Raw genomic sequence first — 23,198 nt, 5'->3', positions numbered from 1 at the left:
GTGCAACTCGATCAGGCAATGACGTCAATGCATTGATCCTTAGTTGCGCAGGGAAGAAGATGCAGATTACGACGCCCTCGGCGGTATCCCGCGTGCGCCACGCCTTGGCGCATAAAGAACCGTCCCGACTTCGCTGGTTGGTAGCATAGAAAGAGTGGGCGCCGCGAGCGCTGGAATGGTGAGGAAAAACGGATCATGGCGGATGTCTCTGAACGGGTAGAGGGTGAAGGCGGCGGTCGCCGTTCGCGCGGCGAGGGGCGGGGTGCTGCGGCGAGACGCGCGTCACGCACGGGTGGCGGTCCCGGACCGTCGCTTCCCTACATCACCCGCAAGATTCGCGAGTACGAGGTTCTCGATGAGGAGGGCCTGACACTCATTGAGCGCAACGCCGACAGGGTGCTCGAGGAGATCGGCATCGAGTTTCGCGACGACGCCGAAGCGCTGGCTCTGTGGAAGGAGGCCGGCGCCGACGTCAAGGGCGAACGCGTCCACTTTCCGAAGGGGCTGTGCCGGGAACTCCTGAAGTCGGCTCCGTCCACGTTCACCTGGCATGCGCGCAATTCCGAGCGCAGCGCGCCCATCGGCGGCAAGGCGACCGTATTCGCACCGGTCTACGGACCTCCCTTCGTGCGCGATCTGGAGGGCAACCGCCGCTATGCCACGATCGAGGATTTCCGTAATTTCGTGAAGCTCGCCTACATGGCGCCGTCGATGCATTCCTCGGGCGGCACGGTGTGCGAACCGGTCGACATCCCGGTGAACAAGCGTCACCTCGACATGGTCTACAGCCACATCAAATATTCCGACAAGCCGTTCATGGGATCGGTCACCGCGCCGGAGCGCGCGGAAGACACGATTGCCATGGCGAAGCTGGTCTTCGGCGACGACTTCGTCGAGAACAACACGGTCACGCTGAACCTCATCAACGCCAACTCTCCGATGGTGTTCGACGAGACCATGGTCGGAGCGCTGAAGGTCTATGCCCGCCACAATCAGGCGTGCGTCGTCTCCCCGTTCATCCTTTCTGGCGCGATGAGCCCGGTAACGGTAACGGGAACGCTCACGCAGATCCTGGCCGAGGTTCTTGCGGGTGCGGCGTTCACGCAACTGATCCGCAAGGGTGCGCCGGTGCTCTTCGGCACCTTCGCCGCCTCTATCTCCATGCAGTCGGGTGCGCCGACCTTCGGCACGCCGGAACCGTCTCTCGTCTCCTATGGCGCAGCACAGCTCGCCCGCCGGCTCGGACTGCCGTTCCGTACCGGTGGATCGCTCTGCGGTTCCAAGGTTCCGGACGCCCAGGCGGCGCATGAATCCGCCAATACGCTGAACATGACGCTGCTGGCCGGCACGAACTTCGTGCTGCATGCGGCGGGCTGGCTGGAAGGCGGCCTCGTCTCGTCCTACGAAAAGTTCATGATCGACCAGGACCAGCTCGGCATGATGCAGAAGATGGCCGAAGGCATCGATCTTTCTGAAAATGCGCAGGCGCTCGATGCTATCCGCGAAGTTGGGCCTGGCAGCCACTATCTCGGCTGCGCGCACACGCAGGCGAATTTCCAGACGGCCTTCTACCGCTCGCCCCTCGCCGACAACAACTCCTTCGAGCAATGGGAAGTGGAAGGTCAGAAGCGGATCGAGCAGCGCGCCAACGCTCTCTGCCGCAGCTGGCTCGACAGCTATGAGGCACCCTATCTCGATCCCGCGATCGACGATGCGTTGCTTGACTATATCGCGAAGCGCAAGGAATCGATGCCGGACGCCTTCACTTGAAAGGCTCCCGACCACGCCAGGGAGCAAGGCGGGGCGGCGCGCGTTGCGGACATGATCCAGAAGGAAGTCTGGCGCCCGCACTATGAACTGAAGGGGGCATTGCCCAAGTGAGGGACGATCCTCCCCCAATTGAAGAGATCCGTGCGGCCCTGCGCCCGCACGGTCTTTTTTTGCGCGGAAGCTTCGATTTTACGGACGGCGAGACGGTGCCCGCTCTTGCCGACGGCCGGCCGGCAGCTGGTGTGGTTCTCGTAGGCAACATCGGCGGTTCGATGTGGGCCGCATTCAGCGCATGGCGCGAGGGGCAGCGGGACCGAGGCGGCAGCGATCCCCTCGACACCTGGTCAAAGGCGGTGATCGGCCCGGTTGCCCATCGTTTCGGAGGGACCGCTTGGTTTCCCTCCGACCAGCCATGGCAACCCTTCCAACAATGGGCGATGAGGTCCGAGGCCATGCGGCCGTCACCGCTCGGCATCCTCATTCATCCCGTGTACGGCCTATGGCACGGCTACAGGGGCGCACTCGGCTTCGCATCGGCATCGGAATCGCCGGCACCCCGGGCACGCACTCACCCGTGCGATGCCTGTGCTTTTAAACCATGCATCAGCCACTGTCCGGCGAGCGCCCTCACGATCGGAGGATTCGATGTCGGACGCTGCCGATCCCACCTGGCCACGTCTGAGGGGAGGACGGGCTGTCTCGATGGGGGTTGTCTCGCACGCAGCGCCTGTCCGGTGGGGAGCGGCTATCGTTATGGCGCGGAGCAGATTCGCTTTCACATGGCGGCCCTGGACGTCTGAGCGACCGTCCGGTCAGGGATACGGGCAGGAGTTTCGAGCAGACCTCTTGTCCGCACCGATCTGTCGCCGGATGATTTTCCAATTGGGATTTGACACAGCCCTTCGTTGCCCTAGCTTGCCCCCGACGCACCGAAGGACAACACATGCGGACGCTCGCCTCGATCATCATTCTCGTCACGCTCGCCTGTGCTTCCGCTGCTTCAGCAGCGTCCCCATGCCGCTCCGTGAACCACCTCCAGCAGGACTACATCGTCTGCACGTTCGATCCGTCGCGTGATGCGCTGCGCATCTACGGTGTGCGTGAGACGGGCAAGCCGGAGACCTATCGATCGGTCAGGGGGATGCTGCGAGAGGAACGGGAATACATGATCCTCGGCATGAATGGCGGCATGTACCATCCCGACTACCGCCCCGTCGGACTGCTCGTAGAGAACGGCGTTGAGATTTCGCCGCTCAACCGCGACAGCGGCTCCGGAAATTTCTTCCTGAAGCCGAACGGCGTCTTCTTTGTCGAGCGCGGCAGGGCGGGAGTGATGGAGAGCGATGCTTTTGCCAGGGCCGGACTGGAGCCGCTTCATGCCACCCAGTCAGGCCCGATGCTTGTGGTGGGGGGCGCATACATCCGCGGTTCCTGCCGAAAAGTGACAGCCTTAACCTGCGAAACGGCGTGGGCATCGACGGCAACGGCAACGTGGTCTTCGCCATATCGCGCCATGCCGTCAGATTTCATGATTTTGCAACGCTGTTCAGAGACGAACTCGGCTGCCGCGATGCACTCTATCTCGACGGCAGCATCTCCAGTCTCTACGCGCCTGCGATCAGTCGAAACGACTCCCACGCCGTGATGGGCACTGTCATCGCGGTGGTCGGAACACTTCCGTTCTGATGCACCCTCCGGGACGGCTCACACCTTCGGATAGGCCCTCTCCAGCCCTCCGGAGGCCGCGAGACCGTTGCGGAAGGCGCCGTAGGCGGCGTGCTGGCTGGAGCGACCTGTTTCCGTCAGCCGCATCTGCAGCCGGGCAGGGGCCTCGTTGCCGAGCCAGATGCCCAGCTTTTCAAGCTTCAGCGAGTTCAGGAATTTAGCCTGTGCTGCACGATCGAGGTAGACATTCAGGCCCTCGAGCAGGTTTTCGTCCTGGGCAGGGTTTTCGAGCAACAGCCGGACGAAGGCCTGGTCGGCATCGGAAAAGGACGAGAGCTTGTCTGCGACCGTATCACGGTCCGGAAAGGCTGCGAGCCCTGCGTTCATTGGTTTTCTCCAGGCGAATCTATGGGACTTCTGGATAGAATGGCGGCATGGGCGTCGCAAGGGTGGCCGAGCGAGGACGCAAGCTTCACGCAGGCTGCCTTATAGGCCCTGCTTCTTGCGTCCAGGCGCCCTCTAACATTTCACGGAATGAGCGGGCTCGCCTTATCCGCGGCGTCGGCTGCCGCGCTCGCGCGCAGGGGCGGCGGCGCTTTCGCTTGCAGTCTTGTTGCGCAGCGGCCCGATCTTCTCGACGATCACGTCGAGCGTCGGACGCGGGCGGGGTTCATGCGCGTCGAGGGCCTGGCGCATGGCAGCAAGATGCTCGCAGGACGTTCCGCAGCAGCCGCCGATGATGCGCGCACCGGCATCGCGGGCGAGACGGGCATATTCCGCCATCAGCGGCGGCGTACCGGAATAGTGGATCTCGGCACCGCGATATTCCGGAATGCCGCAATTGCCCTTCACGACGATCGTTGCCGACGGATCGGCGCCCGTCATGTCGAGAAGCGAGGACAGGATGTCGGAGGCGCCCACGCCGCAATTGGCGCCCACCGCCAGCGGCCCGGAGCCGACATCGGACGCGACGCCATGGATGTCCTTCGGGTGGAGGCCCATCATCGTCTTGCCGGCCGTATCGAACGAGCCGGTATAGACGAAGGGCAGGCCAACCTTGGTGGCTGCTTCCGCGGCCGCGCGGATCTCCTCGGGCGAAGACATGGTTTCGATCCAGGCGACGTCGGCACCGCCGGCCTTCAGACCTTCGATCTGTTCCGCGAAGGCGTCCACGGCTTCCGTGTAGGTCAAGGCTCCAAGCGGGACCAGCAGTTCGCCGGTCGGCCCGACGGACCCTGCGACGACGACCCGGCGTTCCGCCTTGTCGGCAACCGCGCGGGCGATCTCGGCGGCCCTGCGGTTCAAGTCATGAACGCGGTCCTGGGCGTGATGGAGCTTCAGGCGGTGGCGGGTGCCACCGAAAGTGTTGGTCAGGATGATGTCGGCGCCGGCATCGACAAAGTCCTGGTGCAGCTTGGTGATGTTCTCGGGCTTGGCCTCGTTCCAGAGCTCCGGCGCTTCGCCCGCCTCGAGGCCCATGGCAAACAGCGACGTGCCGGTCGCCCCGTCAGCGAGCAGGAAGGGCTTTTCGGCAAGCAGGGCGGAAAGGGCATTGGCGGCGGCGGACATGAGGCTTTTCCCGGTTTCAAGGCTGAGGGACATATAAAGATGTCTTTATGTTCTTGCAACAAAGCTGCACACGAAACCGCGGCGGGATGCGCGATTTCGAGGAGCATCGCACGGACGGCCGTCGCAACAGGGCAGCCGTCCGCCCGGCCGAAGGTCAAGACGAAGGTCGTCGGACCGGTCGCTTCAGGCCGCAGCCCGGTCGTCATGGCTGGTCGGTGTCACCATTGACGATATGATCGCGGCGAGATTGATGGCGCCGATTGGCCGGCGTGCCTCGTCGACGACGTGGGCGACCGTAAGGTTCGATGCGGTCATCTCGCGGGCTGCCGTCTCCAGCACGGTTCCCTTCGCCAGTGGCATGCCTTCCGGGTTGCCGGCCATGGGCGACATGATCGTCTCCACGTTGATGACGCGGCCCCGGTTGACCTCCTTGACGAAGGCGGTGATGTATTCGTCGGCTGGTTTCAGAACGATTTCCTGGCCAGTGCCCTGCTGCACGACCTGACCGTCCCGGAGAATCGCGATCTTGTCGCCGAGGCGGAGCGCCTCGTCGAGATCGTGGGTGATGAACACCACCGTTTTCTTCAGTTCCTTCTGGAGATCGAGAAGCACCGTCTGCATGTCGACCCTGATCAGGGGATCGAGAGCCGAATACGCTTCGTCCATGAGAAGGATGTCGGCATCGTTGGTCAGTGCGCGGGCAAGGCCGACGCGCTGCTGCATGCCGCCGGAGAGCTGGTTCGGATAGTGGTTCTCGAAGCCAGAAAGACCGACACGGGAAATCCACTGACGGGCGCGCTTTTCGCTCTCCGCAGCCGGAACTCCCTGGATTTCCAGGCCGTAGACGGTGTTTTCGAGCACGGTTCTATGCGGCAGGAGCGCGAACTTCTGGAATACCATCGCGGTCTTGTGGCGGCGGAACTCCCTGAGGTCGTTTTCGTTCATCTTGCAGACGTCGACGCCGTCGTAGAGCACCTCGCCGGCTGTCGGGTCGATCAGCCGGTTGATGTGGCGTATGAGCGTCGACTTGCCGGATCCGGAAAGTCCCATCACCACGGTGACGCCGCCGGCCGGCATATAGATGTTGATGTCCTTCAGGCCGAGAACGTGGCCGTAGGTCTGGTTGAGCTCGGCCTTGCCCATGCCCTGCTTCACCTTGTCGACGAAGTCGACTCCGCGGGGCCCGAAGATCTTGTAGAGGTTCTTCACCTCGATGGAGTGGCTGGCCATCAAATCTCTCCGATCTGGTTGCTGCGGGGGCTGCTTACGCGGCCGGCAGGATCGGGCAGGAGCCTGGCCTCGGATCGAGGAGCCTGTGGGTAGTCTGGAGCCATTTTTATCCCCTCAGTTTTTGCAGCTGATCCCGGCGCAGCGTGGCTGTTGCCACATGAGGTAGGCGCAATGCGCCGCTCGCAGTTTTTTTCTTGTCGTAGCCGGTGTTCACCAATGTGTGTTGCACGAACCGTTATTGATCATTGTACTGTTTGCGACCTGGCTTTTGCCAATCGACCTGAAACCTGAAGTGCCGACCGCATGGCCGTTTCAAAGTAGGCCGTTGCGCCGCAATCTCCCTGTTTCTCAAAGCGCAGCCTTTACCTTTTCTGCGACCTCGGGTGAGACCCACGCTGTCCACACCTCCGGATAGGTTTCGAGGAAGTATTTCGCCCCGGCCTCGTTCGTGCCGAGGTTCTCGTCCATCCATGCAAGAACCTTGCCGACAGTCCTGTTATCCCACTGGCGTTTCCCCATGTAATCCATCGCTACTGCTGCCTTTTTCGGAAAGGCGCTGGTCACGATCGTGAAGGCATCCGAGGTCGGGTAGGGGTTGATCCTGGGGGCGGGACAGTCCGGCACGGAGGTGCAATTGTCCCATTCGGCGGTGTCGTGCTCCAGGCCGAAGGAGAGCTTCACCATGTCGTACTTGCCGAGAACCGCAGTCGGCGCCCAATAATATCCGAGCCAGCCGGTCTTCTCCTCGAACGCATTGGCGATCGAGGCGTCGAGGCCGGCGGCCGAGCCGGGATCGATCAGGTCGAAGCCCGCCTTCTCAGCCTCCGTCGCCTTGAAAAGATTGGCGGTCGAAACGTGGCAGCTCCAGCCTGACGGGCAGTTGTAGATGGCACCCCTTGCGGGGTTTTTCGGGTCGGGGAAAAGTTCGGGATGCTTCAGCGCGTCGGCAACGGTCTTGATCTCGCGATGGGAGTCCGCGAGGAATTTGGGGATCCACCAGCCCTCGACGCCGCCTTCGGAAAGCAACGGGGCCATCTGGATCAAGCGACCTTCGGCGAGCGCCGTGCCGAGCGCGGTGCGAACCGAATTGACCCAGAATTCCGGCGCGACGTCGGGTTCTCCCTTCTCGTTCATGGAAGCGAATGTCGGGATCGTGTCGCCCGGCACAAGCGTGACCGTGCAGCCGTAGCCCTTCTCGAGGATCAGCTTGTCCACATGCGCGGCGACCCCTGCAGAGGCCCAGTTCATTTCGGCAATCGATACGTTGCCGCACTGAGCCTCAGCGACGTCTGCAAGCGCGAGCAGGCCGGTGGCAAGGAGGATCGAAGCAAGCAGCTTCCTCATCTGTTCAAGACCTCCCAGTCCTCTTGCAGCAATCGATCCCGCTGGCGGATGCAAGACGGTAAAGCATTGGCCTGTCGAATGCCGGCGGGCCCAAGGCGCGACCGCCAGGTCAGGCGTGCCTGCTTCCCGCTTGCAGCGATGCTTCGTCTTCTCTCCGGCGGAACCATGTCGCCGGCCATGCTTCATTCGTATCGAAGGGCAAGCGTAAGGGTTCCGGCAGAGAAATCAACCTCTGAGCTACCCGCGTTCACCCCAGGGGCGAAGTCCACGACGCCGTCGCCCGACATGCGATCTGTCGGTGCCCGGAGAGTTGGCAGATGCCTTCCAGGTAAGCAGAATAGATGGCCGCTATACCCGAGCCGCATCGTTCGGCACGAGTATTTTGCCATCATGGCCAACGCCGCTGAGATCGTGCAGGGGGCCTTCTGGGGGCTCTTCCGAATTTTTCGCCGTTCATCATTGCTTAACGTCTCAATAACCGTCCGGTAACGATGTCCGTCTATTTGTTTCTGACGGCGGGGGACAACCGCCGCTCGTTCCGGATCAGGTAGTGCGTACCGGAGCGATTGGATCCCGAAGCGTATTTGCGGGATTGCCATGCGTTCTTTGGTGGGCCGCGCATTGCCGGAAGGCATGCGCGGCTCTCTCGTTTTCCGGCTGCTCGCTGTGCGCCGTCTGCTGTGTTGCCGAGCGGCATCCTGATCGCCACAGAGCGCCACCGGGAAAATGCATGACGAAAACAGGTCTTTGCGCGTGGCGGGTCGAATGCTACGGAACGTTCATGACACGCAGGATCATGCTTCAGGGGACCGGCTCGGATGTCGGAAAGACGGTGCTTGTCGCCGGTCTCTGCCGGATCGCTTCGAACCGGGGCCTCGCCGTGCGGCCGTTCAAGCCGCAGAACATGTCGAACAATGCCGCGGTCTCCGCTGACGGCGGCGAGATCGGCCGGGCGCAATGGCTTCAGGCGCTTGCCGCCCGGGTCCCTTCCTCCGTGCACATGAATCCGGTGCTCCTGAAACCGCAATCGGAAACCGGCAGCCAGATCATTGTTCAGGGCAAGGTCTGGGGACAGGCGCGCGGCAGGGACTATCAGCGGCTGAAGCCACAGTTGCTGGACAGCGTGATGGAGAGCTTCGACGCCGTCTGTGACGGGGCCGACCTGGTAGTCGTCGAAGGAGCCGGATCGCCGGCCGAGATCAACCTCAGGCCGGGCGACATTGCCAACATGGGATTTGCGACACGGGCCGACGTTCCGGTCGTATTGGTCGGCGACATCGATCGCGGCGGCGTCATCGCGTCGCTGGTCGGCACGCATGCGATCCTTTCGCCCGAGGATCGCCGGATGATCACCGGCTACATGATCAACAAGTTCCGCGGCGACGTCACCCTCTTCGACGATGGCCTCTCCGAGATCCGGCGCTTTACCGGCTGGCCCTGCTTCGGCGTCGTGCCCTGGCTGAGGGAGGCGGGAAGGCTGCCCGCGGAGGACTCCGTCGTCCTCGAGCGATTGTCGAAAGGAACCGGGCGCGCGCTGAAGGTGGCCGTGCCTGTCCTGTCGCGGATCGCAAATTTCGACGATCTCGACCCTTTGAAGGCCGAACCGGATGTCGAGCTCATCTTCGTGCGTCCCGGCGAGCGACTGCCCGCCGATGCCGGGCTCGTCGTCCTTCCAGGATCGAAGTCGACCATTTCCGATCTCCTCGACTTCCGCGCCGAGGGATGGGACCGCGACCTCGACCAGCACATGCGGCGCGGTGGCCGTGTTCTCGGGATCTGCGGCGGCTACCAGATGCTCGGCCGGCGGGTGACGGATCCCCTCGGGACCGAAGGCAACGTCCGCGAGGTCGAGGGGCTCGGCCTTCTCGATGTCGAGACGGAGATGGCGCCGGAAAAGACGGTTCGCAACAGCCAGGCACGCTCCCTCCAGTACGACGTTCCGCTTTCGGGCTACGAGATCCACCTTGGCCATACGAGGGGAGCCGACTGCGCCCGGGCGTCGGTGTCAATCGACGGCCGGCCGGACGGAGCGATTTCACCTGATGGCAGGGTCGTCGGAACCTATCTGCACGGCATCCTGGCAAGCGACGCATACCGGGCGGCGCTCCTTGCTGAACTCGGCATCACCGGAGGGGCAGTCGACTACAGGAAGACCGTGGACGATGCGCTGAACGGCCTTGCCGGCGAACTGGAACGAGCGCTCGATCCGGACTGGCTCGACGGAATTCTTGGCACCAATTGATGCCTGCGGATGATTATGTGGCTGTCGCCGAACGTCATTGTCATGAGGCTTCTCACAAGGAAACCAAAGGCAATGGTTTGTTACCAGGGATACCAAAGTTGCGCCAGATTCCGGTGTCAAGCATCGCGTGCATCCGGCTTGGGCCAGCGCCCGGCGGCCGGTGAGTTTATTTGATTGCCATCGAAGGGAAGAACGATGACATCCGGACAGATTGGACGTTTTGCCAAAATCGGGCTTGCAGGCTTCGTCGGCCTGTCGCTGGTCGGGGCTCCCGCGTCCGCGGCCGATACGTCGGGCGCAACAAGCACGGTCGGAAGCGCCAGCAAGAAGTGGGAGACCGAATTCTCCCTCTGGCAAAAAGTGTCATCGGGTAGCGATCTGGCAGCCTATGAAGGTTATCTCGAAGCCTATCCGAAGGGTACTTTCGCTTCGATGGCGAGGCTGCGGATTGCCGAGCTGAAGGCTGCCCAGCAGGCCGCGGCCAAGAAGGCCGGGGCTGGGACCAGCGACGTGACGTCTGGTCAGGACGCATCCGGCGGTGCGGTCCAGTCGGAAGCGGAGCAGCGCAAACGCGCGGAAGAGGCTGCCGCCCAGAAGGCACGCGCCGAACAGGCTGCGACTGAAAAGGCACGGGCAGAAGCGGCGCGGGCCGAGCAGGCCGCTGCCGAGAAGGCTGCCGCGGCAGAAGCCGCTGCCGCCGAGGCGAAGTTGAAGGCGGAACAGGAAGCTGCGGAGAAGGCGCGCGCCGAACAGGCAGCCGCCGAAAAGGCAAGGGCCGAACAGGAAGCCGCTGCCGCCAAACTGAAAGCCGAACAGGAAGCCGCTGAAGCAAAGCTCAAGGCAGAGCGCGAAGCTGAAGAAAAGGCGAAAGCCGAGCAGGCGGCAGCCGAAAAGGCAAGAATTGAACGGGAAGCGGAGGCCGCTCGTCTCGCCGCCGAACGCGAAGCCGAGGAAAAGCTGAAGGCCGCCGAGGCGGAGGCCGAGAAACAGCGCTCCGAACAGGCCGCTGCCGAAAAGGTGAGGGCCGAGCAGGAGGCCGCCGAGGTGGCTGAAAAGGCGAAGGTGGAGCAGGAAGCGGCAGCCGTGCGTGCGCGGACAGAAGCCGCGGAGCGTGCAGCCGCTGCCGAAGAGGGCGTGAGGGCCGCGGCGGAAGAAGAAACACCTGCCGAGTCTGATAGCGTGACGAGCATACAGCAGTCCACCGCCGATGCAGAGGCTCCTGCCGAAGACGAACCGGCGATCGCAGGCGCGAACGCGGAATCCGATCAGATGAAGGCCGAGCAGGAGACTGCGGCAAAGGAGAAGGCCGCAGCCGAAAAGCAGGAGGCCAGACGCCTCGCCAAGATCGAGAACGACCGCTGGGAGAAGGCCGTTCTCGATGGAAAGCCCAAGGCCTTCGAGGCCTATCTCGAGACCTATCCGCAGGGTCGCTTCGCCGGAGAGGCACAACAGAGGCTGAGTGCTCTCGAACGGCGCAAAAACGATGGTGCGGAAGCGCAGGGTGACGACAGTGCCAATGATGTGATCGCGACCGCGCCGCTGCGCAAGCGTGAGACCGCACGGGCCTATGTCGACAGCCGGGAGGCTCATCTCTCTCCGGGTAATCGCGTGCAGGCGCAGCGCTGGCTGAGCCTTCTCGGGTTCGAGACCTATGGCGCGGACGGCGTCTTCGGGCCGCGCACGCGGTCGGCGATTGCGGGGTGGCAATCCTCCAACGGCTTTGCTGCTGACGGATATTTGAGCCGCAGGCAGTTCCGGGCACTTCGCGAATCGGCGCAGTTCGTCGCCCGGCGCAATACCTACAGGGAACCTCCTGCCTACGATCGCCGCTACGACGTCTACGAAGGTCCGGTCGACGGCTACTACGAGGGTCCTGTCGACGGCTACTATGACGGCCCAGCCTATGGCGGCAGTGTGATGGTCATTCCCGGGTACTGACGCTCGGGATGACGAGCGTGGTTCAGGCGCTATCGGCAAAGGCGGTGGCGCGCGGTGTCGATTGACTTCCGACCCACGCAGGCATAATCATCCAATCAATTGGATGGTTCTCCGATCCGGAAACGGAATGGAGAGTAAATGGGAATGTGAGAGGGTGGACCCATATCGGGCACTGCAATCACAGCCGACCCCGCGACTGTAGAGTGGCGAGGGATTTCCATCCGGCGTTTCGGAAAGGCGGCGCGGAGACATGGTGTCCCCGGGTTGGCCAAACCGGATCATCGGAAAAGCCACTGGGTGGCATTGTGATAAACCGGGCTGGACGCCTCTTTTTCTACGAATCGTCCGCCTTTCGCAATGCGATCACACCCGGGAAGGCGAGGAAGTCCCGCCGGTGCGTTCGCGCACCTGACGCCGCGAGCCAGGAGACCTGCCAACCAATGAAGGGCATGGTGCCCGATTGGGGGTTCTCCCCGTTGCCAGCACGGAGGTTGTCATGGCTGCGTCTACTACGTCTACCCTTTCTCTTTCTCTCAACGATCGTCTGCTCGCCGGTCTCGCCGCTCTTCTGATCGGTGGCTTCCTGGTGTTCGGGGCGGGGCTCGCCAATTCGTCTGTTCTGCACGACACGGCGCACGACACCCGTCACTCCTACGGCTTTCCCTGCCACTAAGGAGTTTCCATCATGATCGTCAAATATCTCCTGGCCGCTCTGGTGGCCGGGCTGTTCTCTGGCGTGCTGATGACGGCCGCCCAGGAGTTTCGCGTCGTTCCGCTGATCCTCCATGCCGAGGAATACGAGGGCAAGGAGCCTGCGCCCGCCGCGGGCGAAGTGCAGGAGCATTCGAGCCTGTCCCTGGGTGCGATCATCGGCGAAGCAGTCTCCTACTTCTCGCCGGTGACTCCCGCCTATGCGCATGAGGGCCACGAAGAAGAAGAGGGAGGCATCATGTTCGGCATGAGCCGCTTCTCCGGAACGCTTCTCGCCAATTTGGTGACGGGTGCCGGGTTTGCCCTGCTGCTCGCGGGCGTCAGCCTCGTAACCGGCAATGCAATCACCCTTTCGAACGGCGCGCTGTGGGGCGCGGGCGGCTGGCTTGCAGTCCATATGCTTCCGGCGATCGGACTGCCTCCTGAATTGCCGGGCTTCCCGGCCGCAGAACTTGCAGATCGGCAGGTCTGGTGGATTGCGACGGTCGTTCTTTCCGCCGTCGGCATCTATCTGCTGTGCCTCAAGAGCGGCCTTGTCGCGAAGATCGCCGGTGTCGTGCTCATCGCCGCGCCACAGGTCTATGGTGCACCGCAGCCGACCGACATCGCAAGTGCGGTACCGGCAGTCCTCGGAGCCGAGTTCGCAGTCGCCGCACTCGCCACGACGCTGTTCTTCTGGATCGTTCTCGGCCTGTCGCTTGGCCTTGCCAACGAGAAGATTGCGAAGGCAGCCTGATGACCAGCGTATCGCCCGGGGCCGTCCTGGTTCTGGGCGGTGCGCGTTCCGGCAAGTCGTCCTTTGCCGAGGGGTTGGTCCGTTCGAGCGGCCTTGCCATGCACTACATCGCGACGGGACGTGCCTGGGACGATGAGATGCGGACGCGGATCGATCAGCACCGGGCACGGCGCGGCCCCGACTGGGTCTCCCACGAGGAACCCCTCGAGCTGGCGGAGACCATCGCGACTGTTGCCGCACCTGATCGCGCCGTGCTCGTCGATTGCCTGACGCTCTGGGTGACGAACCTCATGCTCGACAATCGCGACGTCAGTGCGGCCTTTGCCGGACTTGCGTCGCAACTGCAACAGGCGCCCGGCCGCATCGTCTTCGTCTCGAACGAGGTCGGACTGGGGATCGTTCCGGAGAACCGCATGGCACGCGAATTCCGCGACCATGCAGGCCTGCTACATCAGATGGTGGCGTCGATGGCCACTGAAGTCTATTTTGTCGCGGCCGGATTGCCGCTGAAAATGAAGGGTTGAGCACAATGCTCCAGGAGAAGATTCCCGCAACCGTCATCACCGGCTTCCTTGGTGCGGGCAAGACGACGATGATCCGCAACCTGCTCCAGAACGCGGGCGGAAAGCGTATTGCGCTGATTATCAACGAATTCGGCGATCTCGGAATCGACGGCGACGTTCTCAAGGGTTGCGGCGCCGAGGCGTGCAGCGAGGACGACATCATCGAACTCACCAACGGTTGCATCTGCTGCACCGTCGCTGACGATTTCATTCCCACCATGTCGAAGCTGCTGGAGCGTGAAAACCGGCCGGACCACATCGTCATCGAGACCTCCGGTCTCGCCCTGCCGCAACCGCTCGTCGCCGCCTTCAACTGGCCGGAAATAAAGACCCAGGTAACGGTTGATGGAGTGATCACGGTGGTGGACAGCGCAGCCGTTGCCGCAGGCCGCTTCGCCGATGATCACGACAAGGTGGATGCAATTCGCGTCAACGACGAGAACCTCGACCATGAAAGCCCGATCGAGGAACTGTTCGAGGATCAGCTGACGGCCGCCGATCTGATCGTCCTCAACAAGACCGACCTGATCGATGCGGAAGGGCTCACGGCCGTGCGCAAGGAGGTTGCCTCCCGCACCGCGCGTCGCCCGACTCTCATCGAGGCACGGAACGGCGAGGTTGCCGCGGCCGTCCTGCTCGGTCTCGGCGTTGGAACCGAGGATGACATCGCCAACCGGAAATCCCACCACGAACTCGAGCACGAGGCAGGCGAGGAGCACAATCACGACGAATTCGACAGCTTTGTCGTCGAGCTCGGCCCGGTCTCCGATCCGGCTGCCTTCATCGATCGCCTGAAGGGCATCATCGCCGAGCATGACGTCCTGCGTCTCAAGGGGTTCGCCGATGTGCCCGGCAAGCCGATGCGCCTGCTGATCCAGGCCGTAGGCAGCCGCATCGACCAGTATTTCGAGCGCGCCTGGGCGACCGGCGAGGCACGCGGCACGCGGCTCGTCGTCATCGGTCTGCACGACATGGACGAGCAGGCCGTTCGCGCCGCCATCGCTGCGGCGGTCTGAGGCGGTCGTGGCCGCGTCGGCAAGAAGGTCTTCCGAAGCCCCTCCTGCAAGCGAGGGGCAGCACAGGGAAACCAAGGCTCGCATGCTTGCGGGAGCGGGATCATGCATCTTCTCCTAGCCCAGAAAGGCACAATCGCCGACGGAAGAGAGGCGATCGACCTCGGCCAGACGCCGGGAGATGTCCTGTTTCTGTCTGCAGCGGACACCGAGCTTGCTGCGATTGCCGCTGCGCACCGCGGGCGTGACGGCACGACGCGGTTGCGGCTCGCAAGCCTTGCGGCGCTCGCCCATCCGATGTCTGTCGACACCTATGTCGAGCGAACGGCACGGCACGCCCGGTTGATCATCGTGCGCGCCCTCGGCGGAGCGAGCTATTTCCGCTACGTGCTGGAAGCGTTGCACGCGGCCTCGGTCGCGCATGGCATTGCCATGGTCGCGCTTCCCGGCGACGACCGGCCCGACGACGGCCTTCTGCCGTTCAACCGCATCGACGGGGAGGATCGCGCGCGCCTTTGGGCCTATCTGAACCAGGGTGGCGCGGAGAATGCCGCGCGCTTCCTCGCCTATGCGGACGCTCTGGTTGGCGGAGACCCGAAGCCCGAGCCGGCTACGCCCCTTGAAAAGGCGGGGATCTGGTGGCCAGGCGAGGGCGTTGTGGGAATTGAACGGTGGCGTTCGCTCGCCGATCCGGAGGCAACGCGCCGCAAACCCGTCGGCGGATCTGTCGCTCCGGGCGACGGGCAAATCGGTGCCGCAGATCCGGCGCCCGCCACGGTCGCGCTGTGTTTCTACCGCGCCTATGTCCAGAGCGGGGAGACGCGTCCTGTCGAGATGCTGATCGAGGCGCTCGCGGACGAAGGCGTGCGCGCATTGCCGGTCTTCGTTTCCAGTCTGAAGGACCCGGATTCGATCGAGGTCGTGCGCGCGGCGTTCAAGACTGCACGTGTGGACGTGGTGCTGAACGCCACCAGCTTCGCGGTGTCTGCGCCGGGAGGCCAGCGCAAGCCGACAGTACTTGACGAGACCGGCGCAGTGGTGCTGCAAATCATTTTTTCCGGGTCGTCCCGCGACGCCTGGGAGAATTCCGGGCAGGGCCTGACGGCGCGCGATCTCGGAATGAACGTTTCCCTGCCAGAGGTCGACGGAAGAGTGCTTGCGCGGGCCGTTTCGTTCAAGGCTGCCGCCAGGTATGACGAAAGCGTGGAGGCAAACATCGTCGGGCTGGATCCCGTCGGGGATCGCATCCGCTTTGCGGTGGGGCTGGCGGTCAACTGGGCGCGCCTTCACCGGACCACACCCGATGCCCGCCGTATCGCCCTCGTCATGGCCAACTATCCGAACCGCGACGGGCGGCTCGGCAATGGCGTCGGCCTCGATACGCCCGCCGGGACGCTCGAAGTGCTGCGGGCGATGGCCTCGGCGGGCTATGCGGTTGCGGACCTGCCCCTCGATGGCGACGCGCTGATGGCCCACCTGATGGCCGGCCCGACCAATTCGGCGAGCGACGGTCGCGTGATCCGTGAAACGCTGTCCTTGAATCTTTACAAGGACTTCTTCGCGTCTCTTCCCGAATTGATTCAGGAAGGGGTGTCGGCGCGCTGGGGCGCTCCCGAAGACGACCCATTCGTGGTGGACGGCATGTTCGCGCTGCCGCTCGCCCGCTTCGGCGACACGCTGGTCGGCATCCAGCCGGCGCGAGGCTACAACATCGATCCGAAGGAAACCTACCATTCCCCGGATCTCGTTCCGCCCCATGGCTATTTCGCCTTCTACGCCTACTTGCGCCAGATCTACGGCGCGCATGCGATCGTGCACATGGGCAAGCACGGCAATCTCGAATGGCTTCCGGGCAAGGCGCTGGCGCTTTCCAGTGATTGCTATCCGGAAGCCGTCTTCGGGCCGACGCCGCACCTTTACCCTTTCATCGTGAATGACCCGGGAGAGGGCACGCAGGCGAAACGCCGTTCGGGTGCCGTCATCATCGACCATCTGACGCCGCCGCTTACCCGCGCCGAGACCTACGGCCCGTTGAAGGATCTCGAGGCGCTTGTCGATGAATACTACGACGCGTCGGGTGGCGATCCGCGGCGCATAAAGCTCTTGAGCAAACAGATCCTCGAGCTCGTCCGTGACATTGGGCTTGACCACGACGCCGGCATCGCGAAATCCGACGGCGAAACCGCGGCGCTGCAGAAGCTCGATGCCTATCTCTGCGACTTGAAGGAGATGCAGATCCGCGACGGATTGCATGTCTTCGGCGTCTCGCCGACCGGCGGCCTGCTCACCGAGCTTGCACTTGCACTTGCGCGGGTGCCGCGCGCTTTGGGCGAAGGCGGGGATTCGAGCCTGCAACGCGCGATCGCCGCCGACGCATTTTCCGGCTGCCCGCACTCGCAGGCCTTTGATCCGCTCGATAGCGTCCTTTCCGATCCCTGGAACGGGGCGAAACCGGAAATTCTCTCGGCCCAGTCCGATGCCGCCTGGCGCACGGCTGGAGATACCGTGGAGCGCATCGAACTGTTGGCGGCAAAGCTTGTCTCTGGCGAAATGGCGTGCCCGGCAGGGTGGGAAGCCACAAGCGCGGTGCTCGCCAACGTCCATTCCATCATCATTCCCTCGATCAAGGCCTGCGGCGCTGCAGAGATCGCGGCGTTGATGCGTGGTCTCGACGGCCGTTTCGTCGAGCCAGGCCCCTCGGGCGCGCCGACGCGCGGCCGTCCCGACGTGCTGCCGACCGGCCGGAACTTTTATTCCGTCGACAGCCGCGCCGTGCCGACGCCGGCCGCCTGGGAGCTCGGCAAGAAATCCGCGGAACTGCTGGTGACGCGCTATGCGCAGGACCATGGCGAATGGCCGACCTCGTTCGGCATTACCGCTTGGGGGACTTCGAACATGCGCACCGGCGGAGACGACATTGCGCAGGCGCTGGCGCTGATTGGCGCGAAGCCCGTCTGGGACACGGTTTCCCGACGCGTCACCGGATACGAGATCATTCCGCCGGCCATGCTGCGACGTCCGCGTGTCGACGTCACCTTGCGCATTTCAGGTTTCTTCCGCGATGCCTTCCCGGAGCAGATCGCCTTGTTCGACCGGGCTGTCCGGGCGATCGGCGCACTCGATGAAGACGGCTCCGACAACCCGATCGCCGCGCGCATGCGGTCCGAGGCAGCCGCTCTTGCTGCTGACGGGGTCGAGGCGGCGGAGGCGGCAGACCAGGCGGGGTTCCGCATCTTCGGTGCGCGGCCCGGAACCTACGGGGCCGGTCTCCAGACAATGATCGACGAGGGCCTCTGGAAGGACCGAGGCGACCTTGCGGAAGCGTTCCTTGCCTGGGGCTCGCATGCTTATGCCGGCGACCGGGACGAGGGCGAGTGGCGTGCCCGGTTCGAAGCACGCATGAAGAGCCTTCAGGCAATCATCCAGAACCAGGACAATCGCGAGCACGATCTTCTCGACAGCGACGAATACTATCAGTTCGAAGGCGGCATGGCCGCCGCGGTCGAGCATCTGACGGGCGTCCAGCCGGTCATCTATCACAACGACCATTCGCGGCCGGAAAAGCCTGTCGTGCGCACGCTCGAGGACGAGATCGGTCGGGTCGTGCGTGCCCGGGTGGTCAATCCGAAGTGGATCGAAGGCGTGATGCGCCACGGCTACAAGGGCGCATTCGAATTGGCGGCGACCGTCGATCTGATGTTCGCCTTCGCGGCAACGACGGGCGCGGTGAAACACCATCATTTCGAAGCCGTATACAGGGCCTATGTCCTGGATGACGCGGTACGCGATTTCATGGCCGAGAAGAACCCGGCGGCGCTCGCCGAAATGTCGGAGAGGCTCGTAGAGGCCATCGACAGGGGACTATGGACGCCCCTGTCGAACTCTGCCCGCTTCGAGCTCGGAGCGCTTGCCACGGGGGGGAGGGCAGCGCAATGAAACTCACCGGTCGCTGCCTGTGCAAATCCCTGCGTGTGGAGCTTTCGGGTCCTGTCATCCGCGCAGGGCATTGCCACTGCGAGAGCTGCCGGCGCGCGACGTCGTCGCCGGTCACGACTTTCCTCTCGGCGGCGAGATCGGATGTGGTCCTTACAGGCGAAACGCTTCGTCATTTCGCCTCGTCGCCGGGCGTCAGGCGCGGCTTCTGCGGTAATTGCGGTTCGCCGATGACCTACGAGACAGAGGAACGGCCGGGCGAAATCGACCTCTACGTGGCCGCGCTCGACGATGCGAGCGGTGTCACGATTTCACAGCATTGGTATTGGAACGAGCGGGTCTCCTGGCTTCACTGCCAGGACGACCTGCCGAAGCGGGAGGGCTGAGATGGCCGAGAACGAGACGACAGCGACCGAGGCAGACCTTGCGCGCCACGCCGAGAAAATGGCGAAGAAGAAGCAGGCGCGCGAGAAGATCATGGCCACCAAGACCGATGAGAAAGGCCTGATCATCGTTCACACCGGCAAGGGGAAGGGCAAGTCGACCGCGGGCTTCGGCATGATTTTCCGCCACATCGCCCACGGCAAGCCCTGCGCGGTGGTGCAGTTCATCAAGGGAGCCTGGGCCACCGGCGAACGCGACCTCATCGAGAAGCATTTCGGCGACCTCTGCCAGTTCTACACGTTGGGCGAGGGCTTTACCTGGGAGACGCAGGACCGTGCCCGCGACGTAGCGATGGCGCAAAAGGCGTGGGAGAAGGCCAAGGAACTGATCCGCGACGAAACCAATTCGATGGTGCTGCTCGACGAGATTAACATCGCTCTGCGCTACGACTACATAGACGTCAACGAGGTGGTCGACTTTCTCAAGAACGAGAAACCCTACATGACCCATGTGGTCCTGACGGGGCGAAACGCCAAGGAAGAACTTATCGAGGTTGCCGATCTGGTGACGGAGATGGAACTGGTCAAGCATCCGTTCCGCTCTGGCATCAAGGCGCAGATCGGCGTCGAGTTCTGAGGGCCAGGCGTCAGCCCGGCACCTTCGGCCCGCCTACCAGCCGAGCCATATGCGAAGGGGATGGGACGGGTCGGCCATCAGCCGGACCGCAAGCGCCATGCTGGTCACGACCAGCAGCGGCTTGATCACCTTCGCTCCGATCCGCATCGCAACGCGTGAGCCCACCTGGGCGCCGAGGAACTGACCGGCGCCCATTACGAGGCCGACTTTCCATAGCACCACGCCGTAGAGGAGGAAGACTGCGAAGGCGCCGATGTTGGAGCCGAAGTTCAGGAGCTTTGTGTGTGCCGTTGCCCTGAGCACGCCGAAACCGGCAAGGGAAACGAAGGAAAGCATGAAAAACGATCCGGTCCCCGGTCCGAAGACGCCGTCGTAGAAACCGATCAGCGGGACCAGCGTGAGCGTGAAAAGCGACTCGGACATGCGGCGATGCTTGTCGCTGTCGCCGATGTTCGGCTTCAGGCCGAAGTAGAGGGCGATCGCGAGGAGCAGGAATGGCAGCGCCGCCTTCAATACGTCGGCCGGAACCACCGTTGCGAGAATTGCGCCGAACGCCGCCCCGATCGCCGAGATCGCCGCCATGGGAAGCTGCTCTTTGAGATTTACGTGTCCCGCGCGGGAATAGGCGAGCGTCGCCGACCCGGAACCGAACAACGACTGCAGCTTGTTGGTGCCGAGCGTGTGGAGCGGGGGAATGCCGGCAAGGAGCATTGCGGGGATGGTTATCATCCCGCCGCCCCCGGCGATCGAATCGATGAAACCGGCAATGAAGGCGGCAACAAAGAGCAGCAGAAGCAGTTGGAAGGCGATTTCAGGCAAGGCGGGAGAACTCAAAGGGGGAAGCGGCGACGAGTGGCCCCCTCTTTGGCAGATGTTCGTCGCAAAGCAAAGCGGGCATCGCATCGCTCGCGCCGTGGAGCGATGCGATGGGTTCGCAATTGATCGTCAGAACGAGCCGAATGCCGACCCGAGAACGAGGACGGCGGCAAGGCCAAGCAGTGCGCCGCCTATGCTGACAATCGCAATGTCGCGATAGCTCTCCCGGTGGCCGGTCCCGCAGACCGTGAGGAGCGTAATCACCGCACCGTTGTGGGGCAAGGTGTCGAGCGTGCCTGCGGAGAGCACGGCGACCCGGTGCAGAAGCGCGAGGTCGACGCCGACCGCCTGGGCCCGCTCGACGAAGGTCGGTCCGAGTGCGTCGAGGGCAATTGTGAGGCCGCCCGAAGCGGATCCCGTGAGGGCTGCGAGAATGTTTGTCGCGACCGCGAGCGAAACGGCCGGCCCGCCCCCGATGCCCAGCACCCATTCCCTGACGTCGCCGAAGGCCGGAAGGCCCGCGATCACCGCGCCGAAGCCGACGAGACTCGCGACGCTGACGGCCGGCATCACCGAGGCGTTGACGCCGGCATCGGCTGTTTCGCGCAGCGACGGAAGGCGACGATAGTTCAGAACGACGGCGAGGAGAATTGCGAGCGCGAGGGCCGTGACGACAGACCAGACACCCGCTACCGCCTGCAGTGTCGTGCTGCCCCATCGCGCCTGCGAAAGATAGTCGGCAGAGAGCGTTGGCAAAAGCCAGAGCGACATCGTCATATTGACCAGGATGACAGCCACCAGCGGGAGTGCGGCCGTGACGAAGGAGGGGGGCGTCGCAGCCGACTGGCCGCGGGCGATCTCGGCCGGGTCGAATTCGCGCGCCGCATTCGCGTGCTCACGCAGCTTCGGATTTGCGGCAAGGGAACCGCTATTCGGAGCCTCGCCGGCTCCGAAACCCTCACCCTTTGCGCGGGCCGCACGCGCGACGCGGCCAAGCCACCAGAGGCCGAAGCCCGCCATGATCACGGCGGCGATGGTGCCGAGCCCTGGTGCCGCGAATGCCGTCGTGGAAAAGACGGGCATCGGTATTGCGTTCTGGATCGACGGCGTGCCGGGGAGCGCCGACATGGTGAAGGTGGAGGTGCCCAGAACGATTGCGGCGGGCATCAGTCGCCGAGGGATACCGGCACGGCGGAAAAGGTCTTCGGCCATCGGAGCGATCACGAAGAAAGCGACGAAAAGGCTGACGCCGCCATAGGTGACGATCGCGCCGGCGAGCACCACCGCAACGATCGCCCGCTTCTTCCCGAGCCTCTCCATCAGGGTTCTCGATATGACCCTGATCGATCCGCTATCCTCCATGAGTTTGCCGAACAGTGCACCCAGCAGGAACAGAGGGAAATACTGAGCGAAGAACCCCGCCGCACTGCCCATGAAGGTCTGTGTCCAGCTCGCAAGCAGCGGATCGCGGCCGAAGGCGGCGGCGATCAATGCACAAAGCGGCGCAAGCAGCAGGATGCTCCAGCCCCGATAGGCGAGCGCCACGAGCGTGCCGAGACCCGCGACTATGCCGAGGAGGCCCACGCTAGTCGAGGTCCGTCAGTGAATCGAGATCGAGGCTTGATCGGTGCCCCAGATCTTCGGAGTGGGCATCAAGGAAGGCTGATGCCGCGGCGCGCCCGTCGTCACGCAGTTTTGCAAGGAAGTTCCACTCCGCGTTGAGTTTCGATGAATGGCCGAGGTCGAGCATGACGTCGCTGGCAATCCGGTGCAGCCGCATCGACGCCCAGCGTGCGCCTTCTTCCGATCCGGGATCGGCGACCTTGCGCAACATGGCAGCCATCCGGAGCTCCTTGAGAAGGACCGCATTGAAGGAAATCTCGTTCAGACGGCTCTGGATGTCGCGGGCCGTCTTCGGAACGGTACGGCGCTCGACGGGGTTTATCTGAACGAGGATCGTATCTTCCGCGGCCGAATCCTCGATCAGCGGCGTGAGCGTGGGATTGCCGGAGAAGCCGCCGTCCCAATAGGATTCGCCGTCGATCTCGACGGCGTGATAGAGCGTCGGCAGGCAGGCGGAGGCGAGCAGGACATCGGCGGTAAGTTCGGTGTTCCGGAAGACGCGTCCGCGACCTGTGTGGACATTGGTGGCGGTGATGAAGACCCGGATCGAGGACTTGGCCAGGCGCTCGAAGTCGATGCATTCGTCAAGGATGTCGGAGAGCGGGTTGCCTCCCTCCGGATTCAGCAGATAGGGAGAGACCACGCGCGCAACCATGTCCATCATCAAATAGGCAGGCGAATGGTCGAGCGTCCATCGTCCGAAGAGCACGTCGAGTGGCGTGCGCCGTAGCGGGCTGAAGCGGGCCGCGTGCGACACCTTTCTCCAGAATTTCTCGAGCGCTGCCCGCGCACCATCCCTGCCGCCGTCGAGATAGCCGTCAGCCAGGACCGCTGCGTTCATGGCACCGGCCGAAGTGCCGGAAATCGCCTCGATCGTGAGCCTTTCCTCCTCGAGGAGGCGATCGAGGACACCCCATGTGAAGGCGCCGTGCGAACCGCCCCCTTGCAGGGCAAGGTCGACAGATATCTGCTTGCGGGGCGAAGTCTTTACAGCTTTTGCCAAGTCCAATCTCCGAACAGAACGT

19 protein-coding genes, 1 pseudogene and 1 riboswitch are annotated in these 23,198 nt (G+C 63.5%); of the genes and pseudogenes, 13 read left to right on the top strand and 7 right to left on the bottom strand.

What is annotated here, in order from left to right; translation table 11 throughout:
- Positions 1–195: 195 nt before the first annotated feature.
- The 4 genes and pseudogenes from F3Y30_RS15660 (at position 196) to F3Y30_RS26410 (ending at position 3,456) form a co-directional block, all read left to right on the top strand.
- Positions 196–1,770 (top strand): trimethylamine methyltransferase family protein, encoded by a 1,575-nt coding sequence (locus F3Y30_RS15660; RefSeq protein ID WP_203423648.1) that lies wholly within the window; start codon positions 196–198, stop codon positions 1,768–1,770.
- 98 nt (positions 1,771–1,868) lie between these two features.
- Entirely contained in the window at positions 1,869–2,570 is a 702-nt protein-coding gene (locus tag F3Y30_RS26420) for a ferredoxin (RefSeq protein WP_246752989.1), read from the top strand.
- A 143-nt stretch (positions 2,571–2,713) separates the two neighbouring features.
- A pseudogene (locus F3Y30_RS26730) lies at positions 2,714–3,133 on the top strand (hypothetical protein); the annotation flags it as partial.
- Positions 3,134–3,237: 104 nt separating this feature from the next.
- Positions 3,238–3,456, top strand: a complete 219-nt coding sequence (locus F3Y30_RS26410) for a phosphodiester glycosidase family protein (RefSeq protein ID WP_246752759.1) — start codon at positions 3,238–3,240, stop codon at positions 3,454–3,456.
- 18 nt (positions 3,457–3,474) lie between these two features.
- Here the strand turns inward: F3Y30_RS26410 and F3Y30_RS15650 are convergent, their stop codons facing one another.
- From F3Y30_RS15650 to F3Y30_RS15635, 4 genes are all read right to left on the bottom strand, one after another.
- Positions 3,475–3,822: a hypothetical protein gene (locus tag F3Y30_RS15650; protein WP_203423647.1), complete on the bottom strand. Its 348-nt coding sequence runs from the start codon at positions 3,820–3,822 to the stop codon at positions 3,475–3,477.
- A gap of 162 nt (positions 3,823–3,984) precedes the next feature.
- A complete protein-coding gene (gene bmt, locus F3Y30_RS15645; protein ID WP_203423646.1) occupies positions 3,985–5,004 on the bottom strand; it encodes a betaine--homocysteine S-methyltransferase in 1,020 nt (339 codons plus the stop codon).
- Positions 5,005–5,187: 183 nt separating this feature from the next.
- On the bottom strand, positions 5,188–6,234 hold the full coding sequence (locus F3Y30_RS15640; protein WP_203423645.1) for a glycine betaine/L-proline ABC transporter ATP-binding protein: 1,047 nt from the start codon (positions 6,232–6,234) through the stop codon (positions 5,188–5,190).
- Positions 6,235–6,582: 348 nt separating this feature from the next.
- The gene (locus F3Y30_RS15635; RefSeq protein WP_203423644.1) at positions 6,583–7,578 is read right to left on the bottom strand and encodes a glycine betaine ABC transporter substrate-binding protein; all 996 of its coding nucleotides are present in this window, start codon (positions 7,576–7,578) and stop codon (positions 6,583–6,585) included.
- Between the two features lie 781 nt (positions 7,579–8,359).
- Here F3Y30_RS15635 and F3Y30_RS15630 point away from each other — a divergent pair.
- The 9 genes from F3Y30_RS15630 to cobO all read left to right on the top strand — a co-directional run bounded on the left by F3Y30_RS15630 (position 8,360) and on the right by cobO (position 19,734).
- Complete coding sequence (locus tag F3Y30_RS15630) at positions 8,360–9,820, top strand: cobyric acid synthase (protein WP_203426638.1); 1,461 nt, start codon at positions 8,360–8,362, stop codon at positions 9,818–9,820.
- Positions 9,821–10,015: 195 nt separating this feature from the next.
- Complete coding sequence (locus F3Y30_RS15625) at positions 10,016–11,758, top strand: peptidoglycan-binding protein (RefSeq protein WP_203423643.1); 1,743 nt, start codon at positions 10,016–10,018, stop codon at positions 11,756–11,758.
- 87 nt (positions 11,759–11,845) lie between these two features.
- Positions 11,846–12,211: riboswitch (cobalamin riboswitch) on the top strand.
- Between the two features lie 43 nt (positions 12,212–12,254).
- Complete coding sequence (locus F3Y30_RS15620) at positions 12,255–12,431, top strand: CbtB-domain containing protein (protein WP_203423642.1); 177 nt, start codon at positions 12,255–12,257, stop codon at positions 12,429–12,431.
- A 12-nt stretch (positions 12,432–12,443) separates the two neighbouring features.
- The gene (locus F3Y30_RS15615; RefSeq protein ID WP_203423641.1) at positions 12,444–13,205 is read left to right on the top strand and encodes a CbtA family protein; all 762 of its coding nucleotides are present in this window, start codon (positions 12,444–12,446) and stop codon (positions 13,203–13,205) included.
- Positions 13,205–13,729 (top strand): bifunctional adenosylcobinamide kinase/adenosylcobinamide-phosphate guanylyltransferase, encoded by a 525-nt coding sequence (gene cobU, locus F3Y30_RS15610; protein WP_203423640.1) that lies wholly within the window; start codon positions 13,205–13,207, stop codon positions 13,727–13,729. Before F3Y30_RS15615 ends, cobU begins: the two co-directional genes overlap by 1 nt.
- A gap of 5 nt (positions 13,730–13,734) precedes the next feature.
- Positions 13,735–14,784, top strand: coding sequence for a cobalamin biosynthesis protein CobW (gene cobW, locus F3Y30_RS15605; RefSeq protein WP_203423639.1), 1,050 nt, complete (start codon positions 13,735–13,737; stop codon positions 14,782–14,784).
- Between the two features lie 102 nt (positions 14,785–14,886).
- Positions 14,887–18,717 (top strand): cobaltochelatase subunit CobN, encoded by a 3,831-nt coding sequence (cobN, locus tag F3Y30_RS15600; RefSeq protein WP_203423638.1) that lies wholly within the window; start codon positions 14,887–14,889, stop codon positions 18,715–18,717.
- Complete coding sequence (locus tag F3Y30_RS15595; RefSeq protein WP_203423637.1) at positions 18,714–19,100, top strand: GFA family protein; 387 nt, start codon at positions 18,714–18,716, stop codon at positions 19,098–19,100. Before cobN ends, F3Y30_RS15595 begins: the two co-directional genes overlap by 4 nt.
- Before the next feature lies 1 nt (position 19,101).
- Positions 19,102–19,734, top strand: coding sequence for a cob(I)yrinic acid a,c-diamide adenosyltransferase (gene cobO / locus F3Y30_RS15590; protein WP_203423632.1), 633 nt, complete (start codon positions 19,102–19,104; stop codon positions 19,732–19,734).
- Positions 19,735–19,767: 33 nt separating this feature from the next.
- On the opposite strand, the gene F3Y30_RS15585 is transcribed toward cobO, so the two are convergent.
- The 3 genes from F3Y30_RS15585 to F3Y30_RS15575 all read right to left on the bottom strand — a co-directional run bounded on the left by F3Y30_RS15585 (position 19,768) and on the right by F3Y30_RS15575 (position 23,176).
- A complete protein-coding gene (locus F3Y30_RS15585; protein WP_246752758.1) occupies positions 19,768–20,553 on the bottom strand; it encodes a TSUP family transporter in 786 nt (261 codons plus the stop codon).
- Between the two features lie 126 nt (positions 20,554–20,679).
- Positions 20,680–22,134 carry a Na+/H+ antiporter NhaC family protein gene (locus tag F3Y30_RS15580; RefSeq protein WP_203423628.1) on the bottom strand — a complete coding sequence of 485 codons (1,455 nt, stop codon included), beginning with the start codon at positions 22,132–22,134 and terminating at the stop codon, positions 20,680–20,682.
- 1 nt (position 22,135) lies between these two features.
- Positions 22,136–23,176: a patatin-like phospholipase family protein gene (locus F3Y30_RS15575; protein ID WP_203423626.1), complete on the bottom strand. Its 1,041-nt coding sequence runs from the start codon at positions 23,174–23,176 to the stop codon at positions 22,136–22,138.
- Positions 23,177–23,198 lie beyond the last annotated feature (22 nt).

This window comes from Sinorhizobium sp. BG8 (assembly GCF_016864555.1).
In the GTDB taxonomy this organism is placed as follows: Bacteria; Pseudomonadota; Alphaproteobacteria; order Rhizobiales; family Rhizobiaceae; genus BG8.
Note: the sequence above shows the minus strand (reverse complement) of the source record. Positions and strands in the feature narration are given on the sequence as shown.